Consider the following 23,027-nt stretch of genomic DNA (forward strand, 5'->3'; position numbering starts at 1 on the left):
ATTCAGCCGTGATTTCGACAAGCCAATTGACCCCCGTCACGATGCCACCTGTGCGTAGTCTTCGATCGCATCAACGAAACCGGCTTCAAGAGCTTCCGTCGCGGACCAGGTGCGCGCCTCCGCCGCCCAACCACGGGCGAGCTGTTCGGTGATGCCGAGCCGAGACGTCAACATTGCGGCTTCAAGGTCATCGGTCGCGTTCAGCGAGGCATTGATGGCCTCTTTAGCTTCAGCCGACAGCTGCCGCATTCTCTCGAATTGTTCATGCGTGCAGATTCTCGCGCTCCGATGAATAAGAACCGTTCCACCCGGCACGATGCTTCGGAAGTCAGCCGCCAGCGCGAGAAAGATCGCTGCGCTCGAGCACCGGCCAGTAATTCGGGCCGTGACGCGCCACGGATGCTGCAGGAGAGCCAGAGCGATTGCTGCCGCGCTCCGGGCTTCGCCCCCGGCGCAGTCGATTTCGACATGGATGGATTGGTCACACGCGCCGCAAATAGCCTGCAAATAAGGGACGATATCACGCTCAGGAGCGCGACCCTCGGCAACGTCCACGCCCCGGGAGACAGCCGAGTGAAACTTCAGCGTAATTGCTTGCCCTGAGCCTTCTGGGCGGATCGGCGGATTCGGACACTCAGGCAGTGGCACCGCCTCGATTCGAGGGTCCGCGTGGATGCGATAAATCTCTGGCACGAAGCTCATGCCGACCATCCAGCCGTGAAGCCAGACGGAACGGCATAGACAAATGCCGTTGCACCGAAGTTGGCAGTGAAGTTGTCGCCTGCCGTTGGGCTTCCAAACGGGCTGAATCCGACCACCGGAGCGTATTGCGCGGCGAGCAAGGTGACACCTCCGTTGTTCGTCGCAGGGTCCGCCGTCCCGCTGTTCATCCAATTGCCGCCGTTGAGCCTGTACCAGACCTTCCCAAGGCCGGCGTCATGGGCGACACAGATAACGCTTCCCCCAGCATTGGCGGGACCGCCGAGGCCTCCGACAACGCCGCCATTATTCACAATGTTTCCGTTGCCCAGCCAGACACCAGACCCAGCACCCGTGTTGCCGTTGGTGAGCGCACCGTACCCGTAGGTAGACGCCATAACGCCGATGGTGTCCGTGCTGCCGTGCGATGCACCTACGGTTACTTCGAAATAGAATTTCCCTGCACTCTTGTAGGCAATCGACTGCGCGCCGCCCGTGCTCGTGTTGCTCCGCGTCGCAGTCAGGTTTCCATTGGAAAGCGTGGCGTTAGAAAGCGATGCGGCATCAAACGTTGTCGGCGCGCCACCACCCGCCGAGGGCTTAGGGGCCGGCCGTGCGAGAATTTGCGGACTACAGAACACCTGAACCTCTCCTGATGGGGACCTCAAACATGCAAAATTCCATCTGCTCGATCGTCAGAATCGTATGCTGAGCGGCTTTCTCCCGCCGCCGCCGCGCCGATCGCCATGATCAGCGCATCGATTCCGTCAATTTTCTTCGGGCTGTCCTTGTGCTCTTTCTTCGGGAGGATCGAGCCATTCACCCGGCGATCAACGACACAGTTTGATGCCATCCAGGTCAGAACAGGATTGCCGTCGAAGCGGAATTTCCGGACCTCGACCCACGCCTCCAGCAACTTCGCCGGCTCGCTGTAGGTCTCCGGCTTCTTGTGCACGATCTCGACCGGGAGACCGTCTTCCATCAAGTTCGCTGCGATCTGGGCCGATCCATAGTGCTCGAGGCGGATGCTCATGACCTGATGGGCTTCGCACAGCGCGCGGATGTCCTGCTCGATCGCGTTGTGATCGATGAAGTCGCCCTTGGTCGTGGTGATGAAACCCTGATCCGCCCACACTTTGTAGTGGGTCGTGGTGCGGTGCGCGCAGATCTCGACCAGGTCCTCGGGCAAATAGAAGCGCGCGAATGCGTGATGGACGCCGTCACGCTCGAAGACGATAACCAACGCTGCGACGTCGTTTGTGTCGGCGAGGTCGACGCCGATCCAGGCCAGCTTGCCAGCGAAGTCGTCGATCTTCAGAGTGGTGTCGCCGCAAGCCTTCCATTGCTCAATCGACAACCAGGTCGAGTGGCTGTTCTGCCAAAGATTAAGCCGCTTGGTGCGGAATTCGCCCTCGCTGGCTGGCGAGTTCTTGGCCTGGCGCGCATAGGCGCGCATCTTCTCGATGTCGACCGAGACATTCAGGTTTGGGTTCGCCTTCGGCCAGACAGTCTCATCAAAGGGATTGTCGCCCTCGTCTAGCGTGTAGATAACGCCAAAATAGCTGTCGTCCTCGACGACGCCCTCAAGGACCTTGCACAGATAGTCCCGCTGCTCATAGCAGACGCCGATCGTGGAATAGCCCGCGGTCGTGATCATCCACATCAGCGGATTTTTCCGCGCGCCAGTGGCAGACCGCAACACGTCGAACAACGATCGATCTTTGTGCGCGTGGAGCTCGTCGACCACAGTCAGATGAGGGTTTAGACCATCCTGCGTGGACGACTTGGCGTTGATCGGCTGAATGCTGCCGTTGTTCTGGTGGCAAACCACCGAATTCGCCATGACCTCGAGGCCGAAGGCTTCTCTGAGATCCGGAGTCGCGCGCGCCATCTTGCTGGCGACGTCGAATACAATGCGCGCCTGCCCGCCAGTGGTGGCTGCCGTCTTGATCTGGGGTCCCACCTCACCGTCACAGGTGAGACAGTATAGGGACACACCAGAGGTCAGAGCCGATTTAGCGTTCTTGCGGGCGACCTCGACATAGGACTGTTCGAAGCGTCGGCCGCCGTCCGACTTCCGACGCCACCCGAACACACATACCAGCAGCCACACCTGCCACGGCTCGAGCGTGATGGTCGGTGAAGCCCACTTGCCCTCAACGTGGGGCAGCTTCTCGATAAAGTCGCAGACATCAGACGCATGCCACGCGCTGAACGTGTATCGAAACGTGGCGTCGCCGGCACGCGCTAGATCCTGCAGATGGCGCCGGCACGCTAGCCGCGTCCATTTGCCAGCGACGACCGCGCCAGCAAGGACGTCGCGGCAGTACCGCTCCGCGATGCTTGGATAATCACGCATCGGTGCCGCCTTCCGGTGTCGGCGGCTGCCCGTTGCCGGCGAACTTGCCGGCCTTGGGCTGCTTCGGCGAGCCGATCTGCGATGCCGGAGTATCGAAGAATTCCGCCGCATAGGTGCGGTAGGCCGAGAGTTGGCTGGTCGGCGGTGTGAGTTTCTTGACGAACTGCTCGATCAGGGATGCCTCAAGCGAGCAATATTGGGCTAGAGCGCTCTCACACCCAACCACCGACTGGCCGCGATCGGCGTATGTCGCAACCTTCTCCGCCCACAGCTTGGCCGCTCGACCTTTGAGCCAAGTAGGCTTAGTCGGCTGGCCGTCGAGCGTGGTGACCAACCTTTCACGCCTCCTGGCGGGCTGGTCCGTGCCAGAAATGACCTTCAGCTCGGGCGGCTTTCCCTTGGGGCCAGGCCGGCTCATGGCTGAATTTCCGTTTTCGTATCCCGCATGGCCCAATTTTCGACCCCGGAACCGGTCCCAAGGGGGTAAGCCAAAGTCTGTCGACGGCGGGGACCCAAGACGCCATCGCGGGCTGCCCGCTTCTCCTCAGCCTGCTTGCGGCTGGAATGGCAGGGAGATGAGGCCATCGGCTGCCAGTTGCTTCGGCTCCAGAACAGCCGCTGATCACCACGATGGGGGACCCTATGGTCCACCATGTCGGCCAACCTGCCGCAGCCGCAGGCGCACCGCTGGTTCTCTGGACGCGCAAGGAACGCTTTGCTCTCTCGTTCCCATTTCGTGGTGTAGCCACGCTCGCGTGCTGAGGGCCGGCGCTTATCGGCCTCAGCCTTGCGCGCCTGCTGACAGACGCACTGCGCGCCACCACTGACGCGCCGACCACACGTACAGATGCGGGGTGCTCGCATTGGCATGGCGCCTACCCCGTACAGCTCAGTTCGATGCGAATGCACTCGCCACGGTCGAAGACTGGCTTGACGTTGGTCAGCGCTCGCTGAGGACCGCGAACAAAGATGGCATCGCTCGTGCGGGGAAAGCGCAGATCGGTTGGATCGATGATGCCAGCCGTTTGCGCGTTCGGAGCAAAACCACCGGGCCACTGCTTACGGCCGAACAGATGCGTCGGCGAAATGATGATGAACAGGCTTTGCTGCGTGATGTTGCCGATCAACTGTTCCGCAGTCAGGGCACGCACGATCGCGGGCACCTGAGCCCGGACATTCGTTCCTGAGGTGGTGCGCTGCAGCCAAACGAGTTCGCCGCGCGTATCCAGCCACCGGTTCAGTTGGGACAGCAGCCGGTTCATTAGCGAACGCTGGCCCTCACACTGAGAGAGGTGCCTCCGGCATACGTGCCCGCGGTGGTGATCTTGGCGCGGAGCGCAGAACCGAGCACGCCATCCTGGACGGTGTTGTCCGACATTGCGCCATCGGTCGGGACAATGGCCGTGGTTACCGGCGTAAGCCCAGAGAGGTTGATGACCTTGGTGCTGCTCGACGTGGTGAACGCAAAGCAGGCGATATCAAGCCAGGTCTGGCCCGCGTCGAGCGTGGTCTGTATCCAGACCTTGGCGCTTGTTCCTCCGGAACCGTAGGCGAACTGCGCTTCGATGGTCGCCGCGTTCATACCCTCCAGATCTTGAATGGAAGTCTGGGCTTGGCCGCTGAGCGCCGTGGTGATGCCGAGCGCTGAGAGCGTGTAATCACCTGGATTAAGCATTTGAAAACTTCCTGTATGGCGCTAGCAGCGCCTCGACCTCAGGCGTGAAGCCTCCAGAGAACGGTGCGAAATAATCGGTGCTGCCGGCGCCCTCGACGGTTTCGCTTCGAACCAACGGGTCCCTGTCGCCGGACACGTAGAACTGCTTAACGAGCTCAATCGTCGCCCGCTCAACCGGCGGCGGCACAGCCGATGGCAGCTCGTAGCCCGCGGCGTAGATCACGACGACCTTCCCTTGCGGCCATCTGACAACGCAGCCGGAACGCAGGCGCTCGATGAGCCCTGCTTCGAGGTCCGCCTCGAAGTCATCAGCGGTTAGCTGAACGTCGTTTTCCACGATCGATGAGATTTCCGTGATCGGGTATCGGCCTGTGGTGAGCCCATTGGAGCCGCAGCGAACGCGAAAGGTCTCCTGCACCGTCTCTAGGGCGAATACCCTGTTGCAGTAGGACGCGACGATACCGCTCGCCTGACCGATCAGCTTTTTCAGCTTGTCGTCTTGATCGCGGCCAACGATGCCTAGCTCCGACTTGACGGTGTCGAGTCGGGTTAGGCTCACCTCAGAACTGGCAACGGTAACCGTGATCATCTTTCATCCCATTGGGACGGCGGGTGTGGCGTCGTTCGACATCGATCCGGCGGGGAAGACATGAGCTTCACCACACCCGCCTAGCTCTGCCGAGGCAGGGCGTTCGTTACTGCGGCGGGTTCGCCGTAGGCACGCTGGAGGGCTTGCCGAGCAACCACATGCCAGCCAGGAACAGGTTGCCCGTGTTGCCGGTCGGCGTGATGGTTGCGCGGATGTACCGTTTCGAGCCGATGTAGCCGAGCTTCCGAACCTCGCCATCGTCGGCGAACGTGAAGCCAGCCAAGGCCTCGGTGCCGATCATGTCCTTATCGGCCACGGCAGCGGCGCCGCTCATGCCGCTGTCGTTGCTCTCCTCGAGCAGCACAGCGAAGGTCGCGTCCGCGTCCGACAGGGTACCGGTGACGAAGGCTAGCGTTGCGGAGCCGTAGCCCAGCACGTCGAGGATGGCGCTGACCTGGGCCGTGTTGTCGGTGACAGCCGCGGCCGGCGCGAACGCCGTCTTGATGTGGATGTTGTTTGCCTGATCGCGCATTGCGGTCATCCTTAGGAGGTTGCGATTTTGAGCTTGCGGAGGGCTTCGGCCTTTCCGACGCCACCAGCGACACGGCGCCGGCCGTGGAAGCGGGTCATGCCCTTCGTGGCCTGGCTGTACGGGTCGCGGAGGATCGACAGCGCGACGCGATCGAAGATCCGATAGCCCTGTTGGAAGTCGCCGAAGATGATCGGGAAGTTGCCGGCACCGACGTCAGGCATATCCGGCATCTCGACCACCGGGCGGCCTAGGATCGTGGTCACCGGGGCATTGTTGATGCCCTGCATGGCGGTCAGGTAATTGCCCGCAGTGTCCTTCAGCTTGCGGATGGCGCCGAGCGTGGTGCTGTTCATGCCCCAGACCGCATTCGCCCGGTAAGGCGACTTCAGCGCGTGATACAGGTCGATCAGGCCATCAGCCTTGACGTTGCTGGCGTCGGTACCCGGCGTGTAGCTGAGGCTGGCGTCCTGCATGAAGCCGATCGGAGACAACTGCGAGGCGCCATTGACGAACGCGGTGCCCTCCTTCGCGCCCATGTCCTCGGCGAACTCGAAGGCCAGCAAGGCGCCGATATCGAAGGTCGAGTCCTCGAGCATGGCGTTCGAAACGTCCACCCACGCTGCGATCTCCCGGACCTCGTAGCGGTTCTCGCCGAAGGTCACCGTCGTCTCAGATCGGTCGTCGGTTTCGCCAACCCAGGCCGACGTCAGGCCGCCGGTACGCTTCGGCCACCGGACGGCGCCGGAGCCGGTCGGCATAACGCGCGCGACCGAGCGAACCGGTGAAAACAGGACGATGTTGCGGTCGAGTTCCTGCTGATAGGAGTCCGGAGCCAGATAGCCGCCGGCAGTGTCGTCAGACACGCGCAGCGATTTCGCCTCATCGGCCGTCAGCCGCTCAGCACCGCGGCGAATGAAACTGTCCCACGCCTTCTTCTCGATCTCGGCGCCTGCGGCTGCGTCGCCAGCGGTCGCGCCCGGCCGGTTCATCTTGGCTTCGAGCTTGTCGAGACGGTCCTGCAGGTTCTTGTGGTCGATCGTCTTGCCCTCGACCGCGGTGAAGCGGTCGTTGACCGACTTGGTCAGGTCTTCGAGCGCCTTCTGCACGATCGCAGCCGGGTCTTCGTCACCGTCCTTCAGTTCGATTGCGCCGGACAGCATGGCGCTCTTGTTCGCGTGAAGCATGTGATGCCTATTTGAGTTTGAGGGCTGCGCTGGCCCGGTTAATCGCGTCGGCCAGCGCAATTAGAGCCGTCGCGGATTTCGCTGAGGTCACGCGCGCGCCAGGATGAGCCGGCACGGTGACGAGAGACACCTCGACCAAGTCGAGAGCCTTGATGACGCGCCCGCCTCCGCGGCGAGCGCTGGCGGATTTGGTGATGAAGCCGATCGACAGCCCGGTGACGGCTCCGGACTTGACCAGCGCACGGACCTCTTTGGCCCGCGCCACGTCGTCGACGAGCAGCCGGCCCTTGACCTGGAAGCCCTTCGCGGTCTCCTCGAGCTGGTCCCACGCGCCCAGAGGCTGGGACGGATCATGGGCGAACAGCAGCGGCAACGGCGCCTTCGCCGACTTGAACGCCCCCGGAGCGATCTCGTCGCCAACCCGGTCCGGCGTCCCGAAAGGCCAGGCAATGCCACTGATCATCCCGGCGTCGTCGACCGCAATGTCGGCCTTAAACTCGAATTTGCCGTTCATGCGGCCACCTGGAGGTTTGGCTTGGGCGCAGGCTTGTTGTCGGGGGTGACGCCAACGGCGTTTGCTGGCGGCCGGAGGGCCGCTCCGCCTTCGATCGGGCCACGGTTGTCGATCGCCCGGACCTCGTCCGGAGCCATCCACGGGCCGCCGCAGGCCTTGGCGAAGGCCTCGAAGCGGGCCGCGAGGTCAGCCCGGACGAGCGTGTCGGTCAGGAATTCGGGATAGAAGGTCTTTTGCTCTTCTTCGGTCAGCAGCCGGGAGATGGCCCCCTCCCACAGCTTGCACCGGCCGAGCATGGTGAACGACAGGAAGGCCTGCCCCATCTCCTCGGCGTTGGCCCAGGTGGCTCGGCCGAGTTCGTAGAGCAGCGTCGGAGGGATACCCAACGCCCGGCCGATCTCCAGGATCTGGAAGTTGCGCATTTCCTGGAACTGCAGGTCGACCGACGAGAAGGTCAGCGCCTCGAATTCGGCGCCGTCCTCGAGGATGGCGGTGCCGCCGGCCGACTCTCCGGTCTGGTCGTTGCGCCAAGACTTCTTCAGCCGGGCATAGGCTGTATCGCTGAGCTTGGTCTTTGCCTTGATGACACCGGACGGCCGGGCGCCATTGCCGAGAATTCTGGAAGCGTGCCGCTCCAGCGCGATGGCCAAACCGATCGCCTCGGCGCATTCGCGGATTGCAGACCGCTTATTCCATGACGAGACGTGCAGGATGTCGCGCCAGCTATACTCGCGCGCTGGACCGGCCGAGACGGTGACGCGGTACGTCGGCTCCATCGTGATCAGGTCGAACGTGACGGCTACCGACGTCGGATCGAGCCGGATCAGTTCAATGATCTTGCCGTTAACGCGGTTTGCAAACGCATAACCATGACCATGGTCGAGAACGTCGTTTTCCAGCGTCGAAATGAATTCAGTCGCCGACGTCCAACCGTTCGGCCTATCGTGCAGCAGTGCGTAAAGAGGATGGTCAGTCGCCTCGACGCTGGCGTCGCCCTCGCGGCGATACATCTTCAATGACAAGGTGGCGAGGGTTTCGCAGCGGATGCGCTTCCCGGCGTGAACTGCGGGACAGCGATCGGCGAGACGTGGAGATACGAGAATACCCGCCGCGGTCTGCGCGCCAAAATCAATTAGCGCCTGCCAGCTCGCAGCGTCATAGAGGGACTTCGTGCCGAAGCCGAAGATGTTTTTCAGACGATCGAACAACCAATCTTCTCCGCCTACACGTAGGTGTAGGGCGAAGAGTTGCCGCGTCGCTATTCCTGAAACCTGCCACTACCTGCCAGAACCTGACAGAACCTGACAGTCAGGCGCTCTCTTGAGCCAGTCGCGCAATTCGCTCTTGAATGCATAGTATCTGCCGCACGGCTTATAGATCGGCACGCCCGGCTCTTCTGCGCGCCGATAGACCGTTCGAATAGAGCAGCTCATTTCGAACGCTATAGCCTTTGCGCCGCAGATCTTGTCGTCGCCCTCACGCTGCATTGCTGCCCCGCTTGATGCGGTTGCTGCGCCTGGCCTTGCGCGCTGCCTGACGAGCAGCCTTGCGAGCCCCCGCTGCCTGTCGCTCCTCCTTCTCAATGGCAATCAAATCGATTTGCGATGTATCGGGCCAAGTCGTTTTCGGGCTGAGCGAGAGCCAAAGCGGGGTCAATTGGTCAAGAAAGCACGATCGTTTCCTTATCGATCCGTTGCTGTCGACGAAAACGCAGGTAGCCGTTCGACCATCTTCGGCAACAACGAGCATCGGCGCCGAATTGCCCGCGCGCACCATATCTCCTCTTCGCATCAATAACCCCATGTTTCCGGCACGTCAGCAGACACTGAGTCGATGCGCGAGCCCTTGAAGACCGGTTCATCCAATGAGCGGTTGCGATGCCGAGAAAACATCCGGTCGTGCCGTCGAGTGAATTCGGTCGCCAATGAAGCGACTTGCTCGAGATGAATCTGACCAGAGATGACCTGCTCGACGAGGTCAGAGATGATGTCATCGCGGTCTGTACGGTCGAGGTGACGAGATACGGCTGCTTCTACGGTGCCGTAGACATCATTCGCCAGAAGCGATGTGCGATGAAGTTCGCCGGACGTGTCGACCCAAGCACTGACCGCGTTCTGATAGCGCCGCAACAGGATTGGGTCGCCCACGGCCCGCCGCAAAATCTGACCGTAGTGAGGAAGCCCGCGCTGCTTGTGCGACTCGCGATAGCGAGCGTGCCCTTCAGCCCGAATGATTCCGATCGCTTGGTCGATTTGCGTGTCGGTATACGTGCACTCGCGACCGCCCCATTTGCGATCTTTCATCGCGACAGTGAGCCGTTTTGCGAACTGCGCGTCACGTAACGCTCGGTTGTGCAGCGCTGAGTATTTTGGTCCGCCTTCGTAATCCAGATTTTGTAGGGAAATGGAAGGATCGCTAGCGAATACTATTTCGAGAGAGCGCTCGTACTGTTGCTCTGTGAGGTGGAGCACCTTGTAGTGCCCGGCTCGAGCGGCCTTGCCCGTCGCTTTGGCTGCCTCGAGACGAGCGCGACGATCGGCAGGACGATCCGGTGGACCATAGACGTATGATTTGAACGTCGGCTTCGGAGGAAACTCAGGGCGGGATTGGAGCACCTCCTTGATTGTCATTCCACCTTCGACGAGAGCTAGGATCTCGTCGAAGTACTGTTCGACCTTGCTGACCATCAACCACGCTTCCGACGATTGAACCGCCTGCCTTGCTTGGCCCGCTTGGCCTGCACGTCTCGGTGCAATTGATGCGTGATCTCGAAGATCGCAGCGCTGCAGTCCCTGATGTAGCTTCGGCGGACATGCACTCTGACGCGCTGGCCGCCGCCATTGGGTCGAGTGTAGATGGTCGAGTAGCAATCGCTCCTGGTGCTCGACGTCGTCCATGGGAAGACGCGGGTCCAGCCGTCGCCGACGTTGGTGTAGGCAGTGGCGAGGAACGATTCATGCAGCGGCTCGATCATGATGCCGATTCCCTCTTAGCTCGGACAACCTCATTGATTTTTTCGGCGAGCGATTCCGCGTGATCGAAGTCGACGATCAGCCGCAGATATCCATCCTCTTTGGGGTCGGTGATTTCCTGGACCAGCACGACGTCACCGTTGCCGCCGATGAAGACGTCGATCGGCATGAACTTCCGACGCGCGGGAATGATTGCGTCCAGCATTCGCTGCGGGGCTTGCTTCATGCCGCATCTTCCCGGGTGATGCCGTGCTTGATCAGGAGGTGTCGCGGCGCGCGGCAGGCCGGCGAGGATGGATCTGGGCCGAACTGATGGACGTGGCGGGTCCACTCGCCCGTCTTGGCGTAGCGCGATAGAACATCGCTCCACGCCTTCTCGGTTTCGGAAGAGCCCTCGTCGAAGCTCTTGATTTTCGCCTGAAGCCGATCCGCCGCAGCGATGACGGACCTGTCGGAGGAACGGTCGGCAGCGTCTCGATCGATCCAGTTGCGTGCCTTGGCCTGCCAATCCCGGCTGAGAGTTCCCTTGTCGCGACTGTTGTTGATGAGCCGGAAGACGGACCGGTCGACGGCGTCGACACTGCCAAGTCGGTTTAGAGCCCAGTTGTAGTTTTGGTCGTCTAACCTGAAGTCATCAGGAATCGGGGTCGCGCGCGCGGCCTCTCCCTCTTCCTGGTTCCTAAGTGGTTCCTTCAGTGGTTTGGCGGACAAATTTGTCCGGTCTTGGCGGACAGGAATGTCCGGTCTTGGTGCATCAAATGTCCGGTCTTGATCTCTTGAGCGGTCATTTTCGTCCGGTCTTGAAATGGGCCCCGCTTCGTTCTCGCTGCCTTGATAGGACAATTCTGTCCGGTCTTGAGCGAGCAGGTAGACCATCGACGTCTGCTTCCGCCGCTGCGTCAGCAGGTATCCGCGCTCCTCTAGAGCGTCGGTCAGCCGTCGCACCGAGCGCTCATCCTTGACCCCGACCGCCTCCTTTAGCGTCGCTTGCGATGGCCATGCCCTGTGCGAGGTCCGGTTGACGTGCTGGCTGATGATGTAGGCGAGCTTAAACGCAGCCGGCGGCAGCGTCGGGTCTGCGGCGACCGCGTTGAGCCACCGGAAGATCGCAGAGGTGAAGGGATCGCCAGCCATCAGCAACCCTTCCGGGGGGCCAGGACCGCGTCCCAGATCGAGGCCCTGACGGCGCCGTCGAGTGCCACCTTCTCCCGGTCGATCATGTCCTCGGACACGCCCTTCCGGCGCATCACCGTGGCCTGGAGGTCAACGGACCTCCGGATGTGCTGCTCGCCGGCTTGGGGAGGCAGCTCAAGGGCGCGGCGGGCTATGCTGGCGACGAGGTCTACGCGGCGCGCTGCGGGGAATGGGATCACGGCCGCAGTCACCGGCGCCCCAACCCTTGGTTTGCCAACGACCGAAAAATCCGTTTTAGCTCAACGGACGCGGATAACGCTGTTTGCCAAACTAAGCGGTTGAATTCGCTAGAATTTCTACTTCTGCCGGGATCGCCAAATTTTCTGCCCGCAAATCAAGACATTGGAAGCGTTGTGGCTTCGTTCTAGACGCCATTCCGTGTTGCACGGCGCTGCGAGCCGCTGACAGGAATTTCAAGCTCTTACCGGCCATTACCAACGCCTCCACGCAACATGGGCGCAACACGCGGATTCGCGCTCCGTTCAGGGGAGCACGCATATGACCGCGCTCACCATAATCGGGATTGTGATCGTGGTGGTGGTGCTGGTCGCGGTCGCCGCGATCGCGCTGATCGCCAAGGTCAACAGCTTCGGCGAGCCGGGCTAGGATGCCGCCATGTGGCACCTCTTCCAGTCGCTCGTGATCTCGCGGTGGTCGCATCGAACATCCATTGGCGATGGACGCCGAACGGTTACCTGGCGGCAGCGATCGGCGTCGGGCTTGCTTGGGTGCTCACCCAGATCGTCAACGAGCTGCCGCAGATGCTCGACGGCCTTCGCCGTCGATTGCTCCCGACGAAACCATTTTGCCAGCCGCACGAAATGGGCCTGAAACATAACGGTGCCTACCCTCATCGTTCCTCGCAAAGGAGCGACGGCCATGATGGGTTCACAGCGGGTTCGCAAAGTACGCGTGCTGATGATCGCAAATCTGTTGGGCTACGCTGCCGTTCTGTTTGCTTTGGCCGCGCCCCGTCCGGTCGCAAGTGTCGCGCTCGGTAGCGAGTGGCAATGCAGCAAGGCCGGCTTCGTCTTCACGACATGTCGCCAAATCCCGCCAGCCTGATCCGCTATGGCGTAGGCCCTGCAATCTAGGCCGTACTGGGGATTTCAGTATCCCGGATCAGTACAAAACGCCGCCGGGCGTGTATTTTTGAAACCGGCGGCGTCTTTTCTTGGGATTTGAGGCAGGTCAATTAGGAGCTTTTGCACAAGTTGTAAGTTGAGGCGCAGCACTGGGGCAGGCCCAATACCGAGGTCGAGTCATGAGTACTGTCCCTCTGGACCTTGAAAGAAAGATCGCGCAGCGGTGGGCCGCAAGATTTGCACGATCAGATCTCCCGTCACCTGCGCACGAGCCCAAACAACAGCCTTGCAACGCCAGCCTACCGTCTGGACAATCGCCACCGCTCGAACCTGAGCCTGCAGCGCATCAGCAAAGCTCGGACGAGGCGCATCCGCTTCCCCCGATCAGCACCACCGTTGCCGGCTTCGTTGGTTGATCCGGCGCGTTGAGGAAGTCGGTCACCGGCTCGGTGGCCAACCGGAGAACGATCAGCGCATCCTCGTCACGCTCGGGCAGCGCATCTGCGTAGGTCCGCTTCGCAACATCGACCTGCGCCAACTCCTGCTCGATCGATGCCAACTCCAAAACGAGCATGAAGATCGCCGCGAGCGGCTATCCATGGCCGAAAAGAAGATCGGCAAGGGGTTTGCCCCCTTCCGGGGCTTGTCGCGCCACTTAGCCAGCGAGACGGGGCAACTCGGACGACCGGGACAGCTTTGCGCAATACGCCGGTTCCGCAAACCGGTGCAACACCCTCTTAGCTCATTGCAAACAAAGCGGTTTTTCCGTCTCCTCCTTCCGCGCGGACTCACATCTGGACCTAACATGCAGTGGATCCAGCCCGTCGCGACAAGAGTTGGCTGGGCTCTAGGCTAGCGCTTTCAAGATTGTGGAAGGCTCGAAACTGATCGCTGCTGCGACATCCAGGAACTCTAAGACATCAAGGCGTCTGTCAAGTTCGGAGTCCGAGCAGATGGTGATCTCGTCCGCAGACCTAGCTCTACGGCAGTCGAAGCTCGGTCCGGATAAATGCGCTTAGAGAGCGAGGAGAGAGAGTGCGAATCCAGCCCACGATGCGCCGAACGGTAAGGACAAAGAAGTGATTTCCCAATGACCTTCACTGGGGGCTCATCTTCTATTTTTGCACCACTCGTCGCGCGGCGGCCTCGACAGGCAATGGGACACGGTGGTGGGACCTTGCGACGGGCCAGCGGCGGCTTGCCCAGGTCCGCCGGCGCGGCCGGTAGCCAGAGCCGAAATTGAACAATGCCTCGAAAGGCGAGCCTTCCAGCGGGTCGCACAAGCGGATCAGAACAGCCCTCGCAACGGAGCGGCCTCGCCAACACGCCCAATTCACCGTAAAGGAGCTCTGCTCTCCATATTTGGCAAATTTGGATTACTCTAAGGAATACCGACGGATGAAGATTGCTCGTCCGTCTCGATCGGACCAGCATATTTCAGCGGTATGGCGCAGGGATTAAAGGCAAATCATAGAGTTCGCGCAGTGTCAGATGCGAAGCGGCTTCACCCCAACATGATCGTCGACAACGAGACGGCGAACTTGCAGCGCCGTCTTAATTCTGCAGCAACTCCCTAACTCAGTTGGCACCAGAATGGCCAAGCGGACCATTTGTCTGAGCATGATAGTCAAGAACGAAGCGCCGGTCATCGAGCGCTGTCTTCGATCGGTGCTTCCCCTTATCGACCATTGGGTCATCTGCGACACCGGCTCGACCGATGGAACGCAGGACATCATCCGCAGCTTCTTCGCAACGCACGGCATACCCGGTGAGCTGCATCAGCGGCCCTGGAAGGATTTCGCGCACAATCGCAACGAAGCACTCTTGCTCGCGCGCAACAAGGCGGACTACTCGCTCGTCATAGACGCCGACGATGCGTTTGAAGTTCCGGTCGACAATGCGCTCCCGAACCTGACCGCCGATTCATACTCCGTTGATATCAAAGACAGCTCAATTCAGTATCAACGCACGCAGCTCGTACGCAACGCCCTTCCCTGGCGATATCGCGGCGTGCTGCATGAGTTCCTCGCCTGCGATGCGGCGAACTCCTCCGGCCACCTGCCCATTTTCATGCGCCGCAACCACGATGGGGCGCGCCGCCGCGACCCGAACACCTACCGGAGAGATGCCGCGATCCTGGAGGCCGCACTCCAATCCGAAACCGACCTCTTCATGCGCTCTCGTTACACCTTCTACCTTGCGCAAAGCTGGCGAGACTGCGGAGAGGAGCAGAAGGCTCTTTCGCGTTATCTGGAGCGAGCCGAGCTCGGCTTCTGGACCGAGGAAGCCTTTTTCTCGCTCTATCAAGCCGCGAATTTGAAGCGAGAACTCAAGTTTCCGGCGCAAGAAATCATCGAATCCTACCAGCGCGCCGCCGATTTTCTGCCCAACCGCGCCGAGGCATTACATGGCGCAAGCAGATTCTGCCGCTTGGCCGGCCGCTTCGAGGAAGGCTATCGGTTTGCTCAGCGCGGGATCGACATCCCGCTTCCCGCTTCAGGTCTATTTGTCGAGAGCTGGATCTACCGGTACGGATTGCTCGACGAACTAGCGGTCAATGCATACTGGTCCGGCCACTATAAGGAAAGCATAGCCGCCTGCCGGCAGCTTCTGTCCTGCCCCCATCTGCCGGCGGCTGACCGCGCAAGGGTCGAAGAGAATGAACAGTTCGCGAGAGAGAGGCTGGCTGCGCGCGCCCGCAAGAAAATTGCCGTCTACACGATTGCGCTGAACGAAGCGGCGCACGTCGAGCGCTGGTGCAAATCCGCGGCTGAAGCAGACATCCTCGTCGTCGCTGATACCGGCAGTACGGACGACACCGTCGCGCTGCTCCAAGCCGCTGGCGCAATCGTGCATCGAATCACCGTGAAGCCGTGGCGATTTGACGATGCGCGAAACGCCTGCCTGGCTCTCATTCCCGAAAACGTCGATATCTGCATCGCACTGGATATGGATGAAATGCTCGCCGGCACCTGGCGCCAAAAGCTGTTGGAGACGTGGAACGACGACACCACGCGTCTTGCGTACAATTTTGCGAGGGGCACCACTGCGCAGGGACAGCAAAAGATCCTTCGAAAGAGCAAAATTCACAGCCGAACAGGTTACCGCTGGCGGCGCGCCGTGCATGAAGATCTTCAATATACCGGCACCGACGAGACAGTGGCGGAAACGCACGAGCTTCTAATCTTAAAACAGCAGGATGAAACGAAGAGCCGATCCCAGTACCTGCCACTCATGGAACTGGCTCACAAGGAAGATCCCGCCGACGCTCAGCTGTGCTTCTGGCTCGCGCGCGAACTGATGTACCTCGGAAGACACTCGGAAGCGGCTGAGTTATTTCATCGCTATTTGTCGCTCCCCTGGCATTGGCAGGAAGAGCGCTCCGAGGCGATGCGCTTCCTTGCGAAACTCGAGAAGGACAAGGCCGAAGCTTGGCTTCAGCGGGGACTCGCAATCGCTCGACACAGACGAGAACTATGGCTCGACCTGAGCGAGCTTTACCACTCGAAGTCCGAGTGGACCAATCTGCTTTGGAGTTGCAGCCAGGCTTTGCACATTTGTCGAAAGACCGGATCCTATTTGGACGACCCCGATGCGTGGGGGTTCCGCATTGATGATCTTACAGCCTTGGCGTACCACCATCTTGGCTTGCCCGAAAAGGCGATCAAGCACGGCGAAGCAGCTTTGAACGCGAAGCCCAACGACCCTCGCCTCGTGAAAAATCTGGGCTTCTACCGAAATCAACTTGGCTCGTTGGGACGCGAATACATCAGCAAACATCGGGCAATACTGACGCCGGCGCAACCACGCAGGAACGTGGCGGCAGAACCGGCCGCCAGCTTCAGACCAAACCGCCCCCTGGGCGGGACCGAACTCATGATCGAGGCGCTTCAGCATCGCCTCGGACCCATGAACGAAAAAATCGACCTCAGAATAAACAGCTTCGATATCGGAAGCCTGACGGGAAGGCCCCTCGTCCTTTGGATGCACCACAATGCGGACCAACAAGCGGTTCAGTGGTGCTCAAATCCCGAACTGGTTTCGCGGGTGGCGACATTTGTGTTCGTTTCGCAATGGCAGCTGGAAAGATACAAAGCCGCCTTTGATATCCAGCCGCACAAGTGCGTCGTTTTGAGGAATGCAACATTGATCGATCCGCAGCGCAGAGCGTGGAAACGCGCTTTACCATTGAAGTTCGCATATACAAGCACCCCCTTCCGGGGCCTGTCGATCTTGCTTGACGCGTGGGACGAACTGAATGCGCCTGATGTCGAGTTGCACGTTTGGTCTTCCATGAAGCTGTATGCAATGGAGGACCGTGATTACAGCGATCTGATATCACGAGCTTCCAATACGCCCGGCGTCACTTATCACGGGCTTCTGTCAAATGAGGACCTCAAGCTCGCGCTCAGAGGCATCCATTTTTTGGCGTACCCATCGATTTTCGAAGAGACGTCTTGCCTTGCGGTTATTGACGCCATGGCGGCGGGATGCCGCGTAATTGTCCCCAACCTCGGAGCGCTTCCGGAGACCACAGCAGGATTTGCGCGGCTCTATCCGTGGAGTGATAACTCATCAGTCCACGCTCATGAATTTGTCCGAGCTTTACGGGAGGAGATTGCCAACCCTTGGCAAGGCCATCCGGATTTGGCGGTTGCAGAGCAAGACTTCTGTCAAGCAACGTTCGATTGGGAGATTCGCGAAAACGAATGGAAGTACCTGATTTCAAGCCTAACTGAAGCAGATATTGAGTAATTATACTCGCTACGCGAGGACCTTTTGCTATTTTTTCATCCTGACCGAGCCCGCAACCCTTGACGCTGGCATACTGCCAATATGGGGGAACAGAGTGAGCATCTCTGCGATAGACGAATTTCGTCGGCAGCACACAATTCAAATGGAGCAAGACGAGGTCGAATACATTGTTTCCGCTATTCGAACAGCTCCGGCGAATGCACTAATGATTGAGTGGGGGTCGGGAGCTTCGACCATCAGGTGGCTGGAAGAAATGAGGGGCTCTCAAACCTTGGTTTCAATCGAGCACAACCTGGATTGGCATGCCATTGTGAAGCCGATCGCGGAGACTTCTTCGCAACTGTCTCGACGCCTGCAGTATTATCTCTGCCAGCCGAGCGCGTATTGGCAGCACGGCTATGGTGAGACTCGCGAAGAAAATCCGATCGGGCTCGACGATTACTTTGCTCCCGACGATACGATCTTTGATGCTGACATCTTTTTGATCGATGGCGTGGCGAGAGGTGTCTGTGCGTTGAACGTTCTCTACCGATCGCGAAAGCCTAATCCGACTATCTTGCTACATGACTGGTATCCACGACAACCGTGGTATTCCTGGGCCGTTCGCCAGTACCCAATTGTTGAGCGCGTTGGATCAACCCTCGTTCGGTTAGGTAAAGGTGGCACTGAAAAACGCGAGAGAGGAATCGCATCCAATGATTGAGTTATCGGCTCGCAACCTGAGCATGATGCACTTCTTCTCTCGGTCGGCCAAATACTCTCCGAACCACAGAGCTGGACATCGTGTCTGTAATATCGTGGGCACACGTCCTCAATCGGTTTTTTCAGATTGACGATTTGTTCGTTCGGCCCGAATCGCTCTCGATACCGAAGCTAGCCACATGGTTTTCGTGCGTTCGCGCTGGACTTATAATAAGGCGCGGCGCCGACTGGCCGCAAATAAGCATCCCATTCGGGCCAAGGAAGAGCAAGTCGTCCAGGATCGAAATGAGACGAGGTTCGTTATGTTTCAATGATAACTTGGCGTTGCCAGTATCGTTGGTAGGCGCTGTATGAGCATTTCGAAACACGGCTCGCGTTTAAACTTAGCAGCACGGAGGATTCGGCCGATCGCGGAGGACCGGCCAATCCTCCGTTCGGTCCCACTTGAGCTTGCCGGTGACTGGGGCAATATGGTTCCAAGCGCGGCGCGGCATGTCCTCGAACGCATGCGCGAAGCCTGTTTTGACGCGGTGCGCCTTGTATCGGACGATCAACCCGCACGCCTGCGGGTCGACGAACATCCCTCCGGCGGCCCTCCTGCGATCTGGCTGCATTCCAACGAAGCCGATCTTGCCTGGATCATTGTCGATATCGGCGAGCGCGATTGGTCGAAGCTTGCCTATCAGTTCGGCCACGAACTCGGTCACGTAGCCGCGAACTCCTGGCGAGCGAATGCTAAGCCGGGTGGGCCTTGCCAGTGGCTCGAGGAAGCGATGGTCGAGGCGTTCTCGCTGCGGGGCCTCGGCTTGCTGGCTGATAGTTGGTCACGCGATCCGCCGTTTCCGGGTGACAGTGGCTTCGGTGCGACGGTCGCCGTCTATCGGCAGAATATTGTCGAGCGCTACGGCAAGCTAGCCGTCGAACAGGGCAATACGAAGGACTTCAGCGCGTGGTTCAGGCAGCATCGCGCCACGCTAGAGGCTCCGCGGGGCCTCAGTTCCTTCGCTCAAGTGGCCTCTCTTTCGATACTCGCTGAATACGAACGCGCTCCGAGCGCCATGGAGGCACTTGGGGCTTTGAACAGATGGCCAGGGCGAAGCACCATCCCGTTGGAGAATTATCTCAATGCCTGGCAGGCGAGCTGTCGGGAATTAGGCGTTGCGACCGACCTACCGCTTCGGCTACGAACCCTTCTCGCTCTTAGCTAAGCGCCCCCGGGGCTCCGCAACACATTGCTCGGCCAAACTCTCCGGGTTCGATTGCCGTCACTACGTGATCGCCAGCGGCGGTCTGCCCACATCGGCCGGCGAGGCCGATTGCCTGCGGCGCTCTTGATGACGCAGCTGCGAATGACGCTTCAGAACCTGCACGATTCGTTCAAGCAGGGACATTGTCCCTGCCTGAAACTGCCCCGCCAACGCCTTGCGCAGGGCATTCTCCCGATCGAGCAATTCTTAAGCGGCGGCAGCGGCTGCAGGGCGAGCTCCGTCGCCTTGATCCAGCAGGACGCCCTCGCCTCGGCCTGCGCGATCTGATTAGCGGAGGAGTGCAAACCGCCTCGGCCGCGCTCCTCCCGTGGTCACGCGTGTCGACTAGCCGTGCGGCTTGAACACGCTCTCCACCGTCTTTTGCCCATGCGGATCGTCGAGAGACAGTCCGCCTTTGGCCTTCGACTCTAGATCGGGCGTTTGGCTGCCTGCGCCCGTAGGACCAGTAGCTGTCGCGCCAGCCGCCGAGAAGTCACTCGGCTGCAGACCGTGAGCCCCGCCAAGGGCGGCGAGAATGGGCTTTACCTTTGGCTCCTGGGCAATATCGCCCGGTGTGCCGCTGATAAAGGTCATCTGCCCACTGGCTCCGGTGGCGACATCGGCCTTGGTGATGCCCACCTTGGCTGACTTGTCGTGGCCCGGGTTGCTCGGATCGGTGCCAGGTGCTCCGGTTTCGCCCCCGTCCGGGCCATTGCCAAGGCCATTGTTGCCGTGTCGTCCACCGGTGGCGCCGGTTGCTCCAGTTGAACCTCCGGTCGCACCTGTCGCTCCGGTGGCTCCGGTCGCACCCGTGGCTCCGGTCGCACCAGTTGCTCCCGTCGCGCCGGTGGCTCCGGTCGCACCGGTGGCACCGGTCGCGCCGGTGGCTCCCGTTGCGCCGGTCGCGCCGGTCGCGCCCGTGGCTCCGGTCGCGCCGGTGGCTCCGGTCGCGCCGGTGGCTCCCGTCGCGCCGGTGGCTCCGGTCGCGCCGGTGGCTCCCGTTGCGCCGGTCGCGCCGGTGGCTCCGGTCGCACCGGTGGCTCCCGTTGCGCCGGTGGCGCCCGTGGCTCCGGTCGCGCCCGTGACTCCCGTCGCACCCGTGGCTCCGGTCGCGCCGGTGGCTCCCGTCGCGCCGGTGGCACCGGTCGCGCCCGTGGCTCCCGTCGCACCGGTGGCTCCCGTTGCGCCGGTGGCGCCGGTCGCGCCGGTGGCTCCCGTCGCGCCGGTGGCTCCCGTTGCGCCGGTCGCGCCCGTGGCTCCGGTCGCGCCGGTGGCTCCCGTCGCACCCGTGGCACCGGTTGCACCGGTCGCACCAGTGGCTCCGGTGTCGCCCGTGGCACCCGTCGCACCCGTGGCGCCGGTGACACCCGTGGCTCCAGTCGCACCCGTGGCCCCGGTCGCACCCGTGGCTCCGGTTACACCAGTTGCCCCGGTCGCGCCGGTATCACCCGTCGCGCCCGTGGCTCCCGTCGCACCAGTGGCGCCTGTCGCACCCGTGGCTCCGGTCGCGCCGGTCGCACCAGTAGCTCCGGTGTCGCCCGTCGCACCCGTCGCACCGGTGGCTCCCGTCGCACCGGTGGCGCCGGTGGCACCCGTGGCTCCGGTTGAGCCCGTGGCTCCAGTCACGCCCGTGGCGCCTGTCGCACCCGTGGCTCCGGTCGCGCCCGTGGCTCCAGTCGCACCCGTGGCGCCTGTCGCACCCGTGGCTCCGGTCGCGCCGGTGGCTCCCGTTGCGCCGGTCGCGCCCGTGGCTCCGGTCGCGCCGGTGGCTCCCGTCGCACCCGTCGCACCGGTGGCTCCCGTCGCACCGGTGGCGCCGGTGGCACCCGTGGCTCCGGTTGAGCCCGTGGCTCCAGTCACGCCCGTGGCGCCTGTCGCACCCGTGGCTCCGGTCGCGCCCGTGGCTCCAGTCGCACCCGTGGCGCCTGTCGCACCCGTGGCTCCGGTCGCGCCGGTGGCTCCCGTTGCGCCGGTCGCGCCCGTGGCTCCGGTCGCGCCGGTGGCTCCCGTCGCACCCGTGGCACCGGTTGCACCGGTCGCACCAGTGGCTCCGGTGTCGCCCGTGGCACCCGTCGCACCAGTGGCGCCGGTGACACCCGTGGCTCCAGTCGCACCCGTGGCCCCGGTCGCACCCGTGGCTCCGGTTACACCAGTTGCCCCGGTCGCGCCGGTATCACCCGTCGCGCCCGTGGCTCCCGTCGCACCAGTGGCGCCTGTCGCACCCGTGGCTCCGGTCGCGCCGGTCGCACCAGTAGCTCCGGTGTCGCCCGTCGCACCCGTCGCACCGGTGGCTCCCGTCGCACCGGTGGCGCCGGTGGCACCCGTGGCTCCGGTTGAGCCCGTGGCTCCAGTCACGCCCGTGGCGCCTGTCGCACCCGTGGCTCCGGTCGCGCCCGTGGCTCCAGTCGCACCCGTGGCGCCGGTTGCACCCGTGGCTCCAGTTGCGCCGGTATCACCCGTCGCGCCCGTGGCTCCCGTCGCACCTGTGGCGCCTGTCGCACCCGTGGCTCCGGTCGCGCCGGTCGCACCAGTAGCTCCGGTGTCGCCCGTCACACCCGTCGCACCTGTGGCTCCCGTCGCACCGGTGGCGCCGGTGGCACCCGTGGCTCCGGTTGAGCCCGTGGCTCCAGTCACGCCCGTGGCTCCAGTCGCACCCGTGGCTCCGGTCGCGCCCGTGGCTCCAGTCGCACCCGTGGCGCCAGTTGCACCCGTGGCTCCAGTTGCGCCGGTTGCACCGGTGGCACCCGTTGCGCCGGTGGCTCCGGTTGCACCGGTGTCACCTGTGGCTCCAGTCGCGCCTGTGGCTCCGGTGTCACCGGTGGCTCCGGTGGCGCCAGTCGCGCCCGTGGCCCCGGTTGCGCCGGTAGCTCCGGTCGCACCCGTGGCTCCGGTTGAGCCCGTGGCACCAGTCGCACCTGTGGCGCCGGTTGCTCCGGTCGCACCCGTCGAGCCCGTGGCGCCGGTCGAGCCTGTCGCCCCCGTCGAACCGGTTGCACCTGTCGCGCCTGTGGCTCCGGTTGCACCCGTAGCGCCGGTCGCACCAGTGGCTCCGGTCGCGCCCGTAGGACCGCTCGCGATGCTTACGGTTACGCCTTCGGTTACGTAGTACGACCTGTTTCCGCTGCTTGAGCCGGTCGAAAAGTTAGTGAAGGTCGTGCCGTTGCTATCAGTGATCTGAAGAGCGGTAAGGTTCGAGCCCGTAGCCTCCGCGACGGCGAAGTCCCAGTTGCCCGCAGGAAGTGCGACCGTGAAGGAAAAATCTTGATCCCCATCGGTATTGAGCGGATCACCAGACGCTTCTGGCGTTGTCGATCCAAGCAATATCCAGTCGGTCGTGTTGGTGCCGCTAATACTGGCATCTCTGTAGTAGATATAAACGGCTTGATTGCTGGTTCCACTAATGGTGCCGGTAACGGTGATGATGCCAAGGGCTGCCATTTTTCGGATCTCTATTGGCTGGAGTTACGCAACGTTCAATGGGCATGACACGACCGTCAAAACTTCAGCGGCCACCAGTAAG

General features: G+C 61.7%; 24 protein-coding genes. 5 read left to right on the forward strand and 19 right to left on the reverse strand.

Features of this window, described 5'->3' with window-relative positions; genetic code table 11:
* Nucleotides 1-36 precede the first annotated feature (36 nt).
* From ACVWY5_RS27710 to ACVWY5_RS27795, 18 genes are all read right to left on the reverse strand, one after another.
* Nucleotides 37-702, reverse strand: a complete 666-nt coding sequence (locus ACVWY5_RS27710; RefSeq protein WP_080666978.1) for an ATP-dependent Clp protease proteolytic subunit — start codon at nucleotides 700-702, stop codon at nucleotides 37-39.
* Nucleotides 699-1,340, reverse strand: coding sequence for a hypothetical protein (locus ACVWY5_RS27715; protein WP_321176595.1), 642 nt, complete (start codon nucleotides 1,338-1,340; stop codon nucleotides 699-701). The genes ACVWY5_RS27710 and ACVWY5_RS27715 overlap by 4 nt, the downstream gene beginning before the upstream one ends.
* 23 nt (nucleotides 1,341-1,363) lie before the next feature.
* Nucleotides 1,364-3,058, reverse strand: coding sequence for a terminase TerL endonuclease subunit (locus ACVWY5_RS27720; RefSeq protein WP_028332781.1), 1,695 nt, complete (start codon nucleotides 3,056-3,058; stop codon nucleotides 1,364-1,366).
* The gene (locus ACVWY5_RS27725) at nucleotides 3,051-3,476 is read right to left on the reverse strand and encodes a hypothetical protein (protein WP_028332782.1); all 426 of its coding nucleotides are present in this window, start codon (nucleotides 3,474-3,476) and stop codon (nucleotides 3,051-3,053) included. Before ACVWY5_RS27725 ends, ACVWY5_RS27720 begins: the two co-directional genes overlap by 8 nt.
* A gap of 457 nt (nucleotides 3,477-3,933) precedes the next feature.
* On the reverse strand, nucleotides 3,934-4,320 hold the full coding sequence (locus ACVWY5_RS27730; protein WP_028332783.1) for a hypothetical protein: 387 nt from the start codon (nucleotides 4,318-4,320) through the stop codon (nucleotides 3,934-3,936).
* Nucleotides 4,320-4,733 (reverse strand): hypothetical protein, encoded by a 414-nt coding sequence (locus ACVWY5_RS27735; protein ID WP_321176594.1) that lies wholly within the window; start codon nucleotides 4,731-4,733, stop codon nucleotides 4,320-4,322. The genes ACVWY5_RS27730 and ACVWY5_RS27735 overlap by 1 nt, the downstream gene beginning before the upstream one ends.
* Nucleotides 4,726-5,322, reverse strand: a complete 597-nt coding sequence (locus ACVWY5_RS27740) for a phage head-tail connector protein (protein WP_051376040.1) — start codon at nucleotides 5,320-5,322, stop codon at nucleotides 4,726-4,728. Before ACVWY5_RS27740 ends, ACVWY5_RS27735 begins: the two co-directional genes overlap by 8 nt.
* A 106-nt stretch (nucleotides 5,323-5,428) precedes the next feature.
* Nucleotides 5,429-5,854, reverse strand: coding sequence for a hypothetical protein (locus ACVWY5_RS27745; protein WP_028332785.1), 426 nt, complete (start codon nucleotides 5,852-5,854; stop codon nucleotides 5,429-5,431).
* 11 nt (nucleotides 5,855-5,865) lie between these two features.
* Nucleotides 5,866-7,014: a phage major capsid protein gene (locus tag ACVWY5_RS27750; protein ID WP_321176593.1), complete on the reverse strand. Its 1,149-nt coding sequence runs from the start codon at nucleotides 7,012-7,014 to the stop codon at nucleotides 5,866-5,868.
* A 31-nt stretch (nucleotides 7,015-7,045) separates the two neighbouring features.
* Nucleotides 7,046-7,552, reverse strand: a complete 507-nt coding sequence (locus tag ACVWY5_RS27755) for an HK97 family phage prohead protease (RefSeq protein WP_028332787.1) — start codon at nucleotides 7,550-7,552, stop codon at nucleotides 7,046-7,048.
* Nucleotides 7,549-8,760, reverse strand: a complete 1,212-nt coding sequence (locus ACVWY5_RS27760; RefSeq protein WP_051376041.1) for a phage portal protein — start codon at nucleotides 8,758-8,760, stop codon at nucleotides 7,549-7,551. Before ACVWY5_RS27760 ends, ACVWY5_RS27755 begins: the two co-directional genes overlap by 4 nt.
* A 268-nt stretch (nucleotides 8,761-9,028) precedes the next feature.
* Nucleotides 9,029-9,328, reverse strand: coding sequence for a hypothetical protein (locus ACVWY5_RS27765; RefSeq protein ID WP_321176592.1), 300 nt, complete (start codon nucleotides 9,326-9,328; stop codon nucleotides 9,029-9,031).
* A gap of 14 nt (nucleotides 9,329-9,342) precedes the next feature.
* A complete protein-coding gene (locus ACVWY5_RS27770; RefSeq protein WP_028332788.1) occupies nucleotides 9,343-10,239 on the reverse strand; it encodes a hypothetical protein in 897 nt (298 codons plus the stop codon).
* The gene (locus ACVWY5_RS27775) at nucleotides 10,239-10,526 is read right to left on the reverse strand and encodes a hypothetical protein (RefSeq protein WP_028332789.1); all 288 of its coding nucleotides are present in this window, start codon (nucleotides 10,524-10,526) and stop codon (nucleotides 10,239-10,241) included. The genes ACVWY5_RS27770 and ACVWY5_RS27775 overlap by 1 nt, the downstream gene beginning before the upstream one ends.
* Nucleotides 10,523-10,750, reverse strand: coding sequence for a hypothetical protein (locus tag ACVWY5_RS27780; protein WP_028332790.1), 228 nt, complete (start codon nucleotides 10,748-10,750; stop codon nucleotides 10,523-10,525). Before ACVWY5_RS27780 ends, ACVWY5_RS27775 begins: the two co-directional genes overlap by 4 nt.
* Nucleotides 10,747-11,658, reverse strand: a complete 912-nt coding sequence (locus tag ACVWY5_RS27785) for a helix-turn-helix domain-containing protein (RefSeq protein ID WP_028352026.1) — start codon at nucleotides 11,656-11,658, stop codon at nucleotides 10,747-10,749. Before ACVWY5_RS27785 ends, ACVWY5_RS27780 begins: the two co-directional genes overlap by 4 nt.
* Nucleotides 11,658-11,909, reverse strand: a complete 252-nt coding sequence (locus ACVWY5_RS27790) for a DUF6074 family protein (protein ID WP_028332792.1) — start codon at nucleotides 11,907-11,909, stop codon at nucleotides 11,658-11,660. The genes ACVWY5_RS27785 and ACVWY5_RS27790 overlap by 1 nt, the downstream gene beginning before the upstream one ends.
* A gap of 1,240 nt (nucleotides 11,910-13,149) precedes the next feature.
* Complete coding sequence (locus ACVWY5_RS27795) at nucleotides 13,150-13,341, reverse strand: hypothetical protein (RefSeq protein WP_456671716.1); 192 nt, start codon at nucleotides 13,339-13,341, stop codon at nucleotides 13,150-13,152.
* A 1,055-nt stretch (nucleotides 13,342-14,396) separates the two neighbouring features.
* Here ACVWY5_RS27795 and ACVWY5_RS27800 point away from each other — a divergent pair.
* From ACVWY5_RS27800 to ACVWY5_RS27815, 4 genes are all read left to right on the forward strand, one after another.
* Complete coding sequence (locus ACVWY5_RS27800; protein WP_063616515.1) at nucleotides 14,397-17,558, forward strand: glycosyltransferase; 3,162 nt, start codon at nucleotides 14,397-14,399, stop codon at nucleotides 17,556-17,558.
* A 94-nt stretch (nucleotides 17,559-17,652) separates the two neighbouring features.
* Nucleotides 17,653-18,261, forward strand: a complete 609-nt coding sequence (locus ACVWY5_RS27805; RefSeq protein ID WP_283088619.1) for a hypothetical protein — start codon at nucleotides 17,653-17,655, stop codon at nucleotides 18,259-18,261.
* A gap of 505 nt (nucleotides 18,262-18,766) precedes the next feature.
* Nucleotides 18,767-19,468, forward strand: a complete 702-nt coding sequence (locus ACVWY5_RS27810) for a hypothetical protein (RefSeq protein ID WP_321177522.1) — start codon at nucleotides 18,767-18,769, stop codon at nucleotides 19,466-19,468.
* A 141-nt stretch (nucleotides 19,469-19,609) separates the two neighbouring features.
* Entirely contained in the window at nucleotides 19,610-19,795 is a 186-nt protein-coding gene (locus tag ACVWY5_RS27815) for a hypothetical protein (RefSeq protein ID WP_456671717.1), read from the forward strand.
* 57 nt (nucleotides 19,796-19,852) lie between these two features.
* Here the strand turns inward: ACVWY5_RS27815 and ACVWY5_RS27820 are convergent, their stop codons facing one another.
* The gene (locus tag ACVWY5_RS27820) at nucleotides 19,853-20,146 is read right to left on the reverse strand and encodes a hypothetical protein (RefSeq protein WP_028332797.1); all 294 of its coding nucleotides are present in this window, start codon (nucleotides 20,144-20,146) and stop codon (nucleotides 19,853-19,855) included.
* Nucleotides 20,147-22,768: 2,622 nt separating this feature from the next.
* Between ACVWY5_RS27820 and ACVWY5_RS27825 the strand changes: the two genes are divergently transcribed.
* Nucleotides 22,769-22,993, forward strand: a complete 225-nt coding sequence (locus ACVWY5_RS27825; RefSeq protein ID WP_283088620.1) for a hypothetical protein — start codon at nucleotides 22,769-22,771, stop codon at nucleotides 22,991-22,993.
* The last annotated feature ends 34 nt before the right edge of the window (nucleotides 22,994-23,027 follow it).

It is taken from the genome of Bradyrhizobium sp. USDA 3256, assembly GCF_054058275.1.

Excerpts from the sequence above, each read along its gene's own strand:
- ACVWY5_RS27710 (WP_080666978.1), bottom strand. The coding sequence starts at position 702 with ATGAGCTTCGTGCCAGAGATTTATCGCATCCACGCGGACCCTCGAATC.
- ACVWY5_RS27720 (WP_028332781.1), bottom strand. The coding sequence starts at position 3,058 with ATGCGTGATTATCCAAGCATCGCGGAGCGGTACTGCCGCGACGTCCTT.
- ACVWY5_RS27725 (WP_028332782.1), bottom strand. The coding sequence starts at position 3,476 with ATGAGCCGGCCTGGCCCCAAGGGAAAGCCGCCCGAGCTGAAGGTCATT.
- ACVWY5_RS27730 (WP_028332783.1), bottom strand. The coding sequence starts at position 4,320 with ATGAACCGGCTGCTGTCCCAACTGAACCGGTGGCTGGATACGCGCGGC.
- ACVWY5_RS27735 (WP_321176594.1), bottom strand. The coding sequence starts at position 4,733 with ATGCTTAATCCAGGTGATTACACGCTCTCAGCGCTCGGCATCACCACG.
- ACVWY5_RS27740 (WP_051376040.1), bottom strand. The coding sequence starts at position 5,322 with ATGATCACGGTTACCGTTGCCAGTTCTGAGGTGAGCCTAACCCGACTC.
- ACVWY5_RS27745 (WP_028332785.1), bottom strand. The coding sequence starts at position 5,854 with ATGCGCGATCAGGCAAACAACATCCACATCAAGACGGCGTTCGCGCCG.
- ACVWY5_RS27750 (WP_321176593.1), bottom strand. The coding sequence starts at position 7,014 with ATGCTGTCCGGCGCAATCGAACTGAAGGACGGTGACGAAGACCCGGCT.
- ACVWY5_RS27755 (WP_028332787.1), bottom strand. The coding sequence starts at position 7,552 with ATGAACGGCAAATTCGAGTTTAAGGCCGACATTGCGGTCGACGACGCC.
- ACVWY5_RS27765 (WP_321176592.1), bottom strand. The coding sequence starts at position 9,328 with ATGGTGCGCGCGGGCAATTCGGCGCCGATGCTCGTTGTTGCCGAAGAT.
- ACVWY5_RS27770 (WP_028332788.1), bottom strand. The coding sequence starts at position 10,239 with ATGGTCAGCAAGGTCGAACAGTACTTCGACGAGATCCTAGCTCTCGTC.
- ACVWY5_RS27775 (WP_028332789.1), bottom strand. The coding sequence starts at position 10,526 with ATGATCGAGCCGCTGCATGAATCGTTCCTCGCCACTGCCTACACCAAC.
- ACVWY5_RS27780 (WP_028332790.1), bottom strand. The coding sequence starts at position 10,750 with ATGAAGCAAGCCCCGCAGCGAATGCTGGACGCAATCATTCCCGCGCGT.
- ACVWY5_RS27785 (WP_028352026.1), bottom strand. The coding sequence starts at position 11,658 with ATGGCTGGCGATCCCTTCACCTCTGCGATCTTCCGGTGGCTCAACGCG.
- ACVWY5_RS27800 (WP_063616515.1), top strand. The coding sequence starts at position 14,397 with ATGGCCAAGCGGACCATTTGTCTGAGCATGATAGTCAAGAACGAAGCG.
- ACVWY5_RS27810 (WP_321177522.1), top strand. The coding sequence starts at position 18,767 with ATGCGCGAAGCCTGTTTTGACGCGGTGCGCCTTGTATCGGACGATCAA.
- ACVWY5_RS27815 (WP_456671717.1), top strand. The coding sequence starts at position 19,610 with ATGACGCTTCAGAACCTGCACGATTCGTTCAAGCAGGGACATTGTCCC.